1 protein-coding gene is annotated in these 571 nt (G+C 59.7%); it reads left to right on the forward strand.

Annotated features, from left to right (window positions below; all coding sequences use genetic code 11):
• The coding region (locus IBT47_RS26820; RefSeq protein ID WP_200564292.1) for an Ig-like domain-containing protein at nucleotides 1-571 on the forward strand (571 nt) is incomplete at both ends.

Raw genomic sequence — 571 nt, forward strand, 5'->3', positions numbered from 1 at the left:
TGCTGACGCCGATGCTGATGCTGATGCTGATGCCGATGCGGATGCGGACGCCGATGCCGATGCCGATGCGGATGCCGATGCTGACGCGGATGCGGATGCCGATGCGGATGCTGATGCGGACGCCGATGCCGACGCTGATGCGGATGCCGATGCGGATGCAGACGCCGATGCGGATGCCGATGCTGATGCGGATGCCGACGTTGATGCACCTGATGCACCGGAAGGTCTCATCGTTAATGCAGGCGGCCTGACCATCACCGGTACGGGTGAACCTGGCGCATCTGTTACCGTCTATGACGCTAACAACAATGTGATCAGCGTTCCGGGCACCGTGGTTGACGAAGACGGCAACTTCACCGTGACTCTGACTACACCTCAGACTAATGGCGAAACTCTGAACGTTACCCTGACTGATGCAGCAGGTAACGAGTCACAGCCTGGCACCGTTGAAGCAGACGACACCACACCTCCGGCTCAGGTTGACGAGCTGAACGTGGCGGAAGACGGTCTGAGCATTACGGGTACCGGCGAACCGGGTGCCTCCATCACCGTTCGTGATGCTGATGGCAAC

Origin of the sequence: Erwinia sp. S43 (assembly GCF_016624745.1) — a bacterium.
In the GTDB taxonomy this organism is placed as follows: domain Bacteria; phylum Pseudomonadota; class Gammaproteobacteria; order Enterobacterales; family Enterobacteriaceae; genus Erwinia; species Erwinia coffeiphila.